Source organism: Stenotrophomonas sp. 05L414_2 (genome assembly GCF_056397905.1).
The window spans coordinates 1-5,570 of the sequence record NZ_JBFTOJ010000227.1; the positions used below are offsets into that span (position 1 = coordinate 1).

At 65.9% G+C, this 5,570-nt stretch carries 3 protein-coding genes and 1 pseudogene; all 4 read left to right on the forward strand.

The window, feature by feature from the left end:
* A pseudogene (locus AC1DJN_RS20440) lies at positions 1-426 on the forward strand (hypothetical protein); the annotation flags it as partial.
* A 112-nt stretch (positions 427-538) separates the two neighbouring features.
* Positions 539-1,291, forward strand: coding sequence for a phosphatase PAP2 family protein (locus AC1DJN_RS20445; RefSeq protein ID WP_032977237.1), 753 nt, complete (start codon positions 539-541; stop codon positions 1,289-1,291).
* Complete coding sequence (locus tag AC1DJN_RS20450) at positions 1,288-2,937, forward strand: phosphoethanolamine transferase (protein ID WP_248149043.1); 1,650 nt, start codon at positions 1,288-1,290, stop codon at positions 2,935-2,937. Before AC1DJN_RS20445 ends, AC1DJN_RS20450 begins: the two co-directional genes overlap by 4 nt.
* Before the next feature lie 613 nt (positions 2,938-3,550).
* Positions 3,551-5,515: a M2 family metallopeptidase gene (locus AC1DJN_RS20455; protein WP_025877075.1), complete on the forward strand. Its 1,965-nt coding sequence runs from the start codon at positions 3,551-3,553 to the stop codon at positions 5,513-5,515.
* The last annotated feature ends 55 nt before the right edge of the window (positions 5,516-5,570 follow it).

Below are 5,570 nucleotides of genomic sequence, written 5' to 3' on the forward strand. Positions count from 1 at the left end.
CTGGTACTGCTCACCCACGGCCTGCTGTGGATGCTGTACGGACTGGTGCTGATACCGGCGCTGGACCCCTACGCCTCGGCGTCGGCGGTGATGCGCCGGGTGGGCACACGGATCGGCCCCGATGCGGAACTGGCGCTGGTGGCCTGGCGCGAACAGAACCTGCTGCAGGCCGACCGGCCGGTGCGCGAGTTCGGCTTCAAGCGGCCGTGGGCAGAGCAGTGGCACGACGCCGGTCCATGGTTGGCCGAGGCGCCGGACAAGCGCTGGCTGCTGGTACTGGACAAGGCCATGAGCCCCTGTGTCGATCCGGCCCAGGTCATCGAGATCGGTGTTGCCAATCGCAATCGTTGGCAGTTGCTTCCGGGCACCGCCTGGGATGCGGCCTGCCATGCCGAGCGTGCAGGCGCCAACGACGAAGAAGACTGAACGATGATGCGCGCCGGGCACCGATTAACCCGGCGCAAACGCGTGTACGACCCTTCTCCGACATGCCAGTGACGAGCATGGCCGCGGATTCCCGTAACGGCCCCTTCCCTGCATGCCCGCTCGCCCTCTTGTCCCGGCAGTCTCCTTTGCGCCCTCGCTGCTGGCGTCGCGTTTTGCCGTTACCCATCTTTGGCTGCCTTCTGTCATCGGCGTTGCGGTGTTCACCGTGCTGATGGGCCTGGGTGGCGACCAGTGGCTGGCCGACCATCTGTTCCGGCTGGAAGGCGGCCGCTGGGCGCTGCAGGATGCATGGCTGACGCGTTCGGTGGTGCACAAGGCCGGCAAGTGGCTGAGCACCGCTGCGGCACTGGTGGCGATGCTGCTGTGCTTCCACCACTGGCGCCGCGGCCGCGATCGCACGCTGCGTTGGGCGCTGCTGTATGTGGTGGTGGCCGTGGCACTCGGCACCGGGCTGATCTCGCTGCTGAAGTCGCTGGTGCCGATGGACTGCCCGTGGGATCTGCTGCGCTATGGCGGACACGATCCGTTCGTCGGTCTTCTCAGCAGCCGCCCGACCGGCATGGCCGCCCGCGCCTGCTTCCCCGCCGGCCACGCAAGCGCGGGATACGCATGGATGTGCCTGTACTTCTTCGCGCTGCTGTGGCGCCCCGCCTGGCGTTGGGCCGGGCTGTGGATCGGCCTCGGCAGCGGCCTGGTGTTCGGCATCGGCCAACAGCTGCGCGGCGCCCACTTCCTTTCGCATGACGTTGCCACCGCCTTGATCTGTTGGCTGCTGTCGCTGGGCCTGTATCTGGTGGTCCGCCGCCAGTTGGATCGCTCGACCCGCCAGGAGGCGGTTGCATGAACGCATCGGTCCAACGTTCCTTGCGGCTGCCGACACTGGCCAGCATCCGCGCATGGCGGCCACAGCTGTCCACCGAAGCACTGATCGTGCTGACCAGCCTGTTCTTCGCTGTGGCCGGCAATGGCCTGTTCTGGCACAGCGCCATGGCCAGCCATCCGGGCAGCCTGCGCTATGCGCTTTCGCTGTTGTTGCTGCTGCTGGGTGCACACGGTGTGCTGCTGGGCATCCTGGTGTGGCGCTGGAATGCCAAGGTGGTGATCAGCGTGCTGCTGCTGGTCACCGCGTTTGCCGCGCACTACATGAGCCGTTACCACATCTATCTGGATGCGGACATGCTGCGCAACGTGCTGGCTACCGACCCCAAGGAAAGCCGCGAACTGATGACGGTGTCGCTGCTGTGGCCGGTCCTGCTGCTGGCTGTGTTGCCGATGGTGGTGCTGTGGCGTGTTGACCTGCGCCGCCGCAGCTGGGGCCGCAGCCTGCTGTGGCGCATCGGCTTCCTGCTGGTCGCTGCGGTCACCGCACTCGGTGGCGCGCTGGTGTCCTTCCAGGATGTGTCGGCCTTGATGCGCAACCAGCGCGAAGTGCGCTACCTGGCAACGCCGGCCAATGTGCTGCTGGGGCTGCCGCGTGCGCTGCGCGGCGACAACCCGGTGCAACGCGCGCCGAAGCTGCCGATTGGTACCGATGCCAAGGCGACCCCGCGCGCAGCAACGAGCAAGCCACGCCTGCTGGTGATCGTGATGGGCGAAACGGTACGCGCGCAGAACTGGGGCTTGAATGGTGGCCGCAACACCACGCCGGAGCTGGCCCAGGCGGCGGTGGTCAATTTCCCGGACATGCACTCCTGCGGCACCAGCACCGAGGTTTCGCTGCCCTGCCTGTTCTCGCCATGGGGACGCCACGAGTATGACGAGAAGAAGATCCGTGCGCACCAGTCGCTGCTGCATGTACTGAACCGCGCGGGCATCGCGCCGCTGTGGCGCGACAACCAGTCCGGCTGCAAGGGCGTATGCGAGGGCCTGGACTTCCAGTCGCTGTCGGACGCGACCACGCCGGGGCTGTGTGCCGATGGCCGTTGCATGGACGAGATCCTGCTGCAGGACCTGGCGACGCAGGTGCGTGCGCGCCCGGGTGATCGAGTGGTGGTGCTGCACCAGCTGGGCAACCATGGCCCGGCCTATTTCGAGCGCTACCCGGCCGCCTTCCGTCGCTTCACCCCGACCTGTGACACCCAGGACATTGGTCGCTGCTCGCGCGAAGAGATCACCAACAGTTACGACAACGCCGTGCTGTACACCGATCACTTCCTGAGCAAGACCATCGGCACGCTGCAGGGCCTGCAGGACTACGACACGGCGATGATCTACCTGTCCGACCACGGTGAATCGCTGGGCGAAAAGGGCCTGTACCTGCACGGTGTGCCGTACGCGATCGCACCGGCCGAGCAGACCCGGGTGCCGATGACGATGTGGTTCTCGCCGGGCTTCGCCAGCAGCCGTGGACTGGACCTGCAGTGCGTGCGCAAGCGCTCGGCCAGCTACACCGACCACGACAACCTGTTCCCGTCGGTGCTGGGGCTGATGCAGGTGAAAACCTCGCTGTACGAGCGGGATCGCGACCTGTTCGCCGGCTGCGAGAGTTAGGGTTTGTCGGCAGGGCTGCGCCCTGCACCCGCAGAGGCAACGGCAACGGCCGAAGCAACAGCAACAGCGGGGTTCCTGTGGGTAGGCGGGGTGGGTCCGGTTGCGGGGGACGCCGTAAATCCGTCCATGGAGGCTCGGTCGCGCCTTGCTCGTGTGCGCTGTCCTGCGCACACGGCAAGACCGGGGTTGGGCGTCCTGCCCAACCCGCCCGAGGCATACCTCGGGCCCATGGCGCTCACGCCCCCGCAACCGGACCCACCCCGCCTTCGACAGATTTCCGCTGCTGTTGGTGGGTGCCGACCGTTGGTCGGCACGGGGTCGGATCCGAATTTGAGTCTCGATTTCTGACAGATCTCATCCACGCATGGCGTGGATCTACTGCCATCACCGAATTGCGTCTGGGGCAGAGCCCCCTGAGTCAGGGGGCGGCCGCGAAGCGGCGGGGGTCTGGGAGCTGGTAAGTGGGGCCCACGTTTCGCGCAGCGAAGCGTGGGAGCGACAGCGCGCATGCGATGTCGCGGTCCCTGGGCGCCGCCCGGCCGACTTCCGCCACTTGCGGTGGCAACGCCTGCCCACTAGCCTTCGGCGGTCGTTCACCACCCAAGGATCGCCCGTGAAACACCGTCATCTCCTGCTGGCCTCGGCAATCGCCGCCGCCACGCTGGCCCTGGCCGCCTGCAAGAAGGAAGCCGCCCCAGGCACCGAGACCGCCAGCAGCAGTGCACCGGCCGGCGAAACCGCTGACCAGTTCGTGGCCCGCATCAATGCCGAATTCAAGGCGGCCTACCCGGAGATGACCTCGGCGCAGTGGCTGTCCTCCACCTACATCAACAGCGATTCAGAGCGCATCGCGGCCAAGGCCAACGAGCGTTCGCTGACCCAGCTCAACAGCTGGATCGAGCAGGCCGGCAAGTTCGACGGCAAGCCGATGAGCGAAGACAGCAAGCGCGCGATCCACCTGCTGAAGCTGATGTCGTCGATGCCGGCGCCGCGCGACCCGGCCAAGCTGGCCGAACTGACCCAGATCGCCACCCGCATGGAAGGCAGCTACGGCGCAGGCAAGTACTGCACCGACGCCAACGATCCCAACTCCTGCCGCCAGCTGGGCGAACTGGAGCAGGTGCTGGCGCGCAGCCGCGACTATGACCAGCAGCTCGATGCCTGGCAGGGCTGGCACAGCACCACCAAGAGCATGCGCGGTGATTACCAGAAGTTCGTCGGCCTGGTGAATGAAGGTGCCAAGGGCATGGGCTTCACCGATGCCGGGCAGATGTGGCGCAGTGGCTATGACATGCCGCCGGAGCAGATCGGCCCGGAAACCGATCGCCTGTGGGAACAGGTCAAGCCGATGTACGAGCAGCTGCACTGCTACGCGCGCGGCAAGCTGGACAAGACCTATGGCAAGGACAAGGCCGAGGTGGGCAACGGCCTGATCGCCGCGCACCTGATGGGCAACATGTGGCAGCAGGACTGGTCCAACCTGTGGGACCAGCTGGAACCGTACCCGGGCGCCGGCAGCCTGGACATCACTGCAGCGCTGGAAAAGCAGTACCAGACCAACCTGAGCGCGGCGCTGGCCAAGGCCGGCAAGGATGCGAACGTAGCCGCGCAGTACAAGGCGCAACGCGAGGCCGAACTGCGCACCGCCAAGCAGATGACCGAGCGTGCACAGGATTTCTACGTATCGCTGGGCATGCCGTCGTTGCCGCAGTCGTACTGGGACAAGACCCAGTTCATCAAGCCCGATGACCGCGACGTGGTCTGCCACGCCAGTGCGTGGGACATGAACATGGAAGGCGATGTGCGCACCAAGATGTGCATCAAGCCCAACGAAGAGAACTTCACCACCATCTACCACGAGCTGGGCCACATCTATTACGACCTGGCCTACAACCCGCTGCCGCCGCTGTTCCAGGGCGGCGCCAACGATGGCTTCCATGAAGCGATCGGCGACACCATCGTGCTGGCGATGACGCCGAAGTACCTCAGCTCGATCGGGCTGGTCGACGCGCCGACCGAGAGCCGCGAAGCGGTCATCAACAACCAGATGCGCATGGCGCTGTCGGGTGTGTCGTTCCTGCCGTTCGGCCTGATGATCGACCGCTGGCGCTGGGGCGTGTTCGATGGTTCGATCACCCCGGACAACTACAACAAGGCATGGTGGGACCTGAAGGCCAAGTACCAGGGCGTGGCCCCGGCCAGCGCCCGTGGCGAGGAATTCTTCGACCCGGGTGCCAAGTACCACGTGCCGGGCAACACCCCGTATACCCGCTACTTCCTGGCGCGCATCCTGCAGTTCCAGTTCTACAAGGGCCTGTGCGATGCCGCCGGCTTCAAGGGCCCGCTGCACGAGTGCACCTTCTACGGCAACAAGGAAGCCGGCCAGAAGTACTGGGCGATGCTGAGCAAGGGTGCCAGCCAGCCGTGGCAGGCCACGCTGAAGGAACTGACCGGCTCGGACAAGCTCGATGCCGGCCCGATGATCGAGTACTTCAGCCCGGTCAATGCCTGGTTGAAGCAGCAGAACGAAGGCCAGATGTGCGGCTGGCAGGCCAACGCGGCACCGGCGGCGAAATGAAAAAAGGGCGGATCCGCGAGGATCCGCCCTTTTCCGTTTCGGTAGCGCCGGGCCA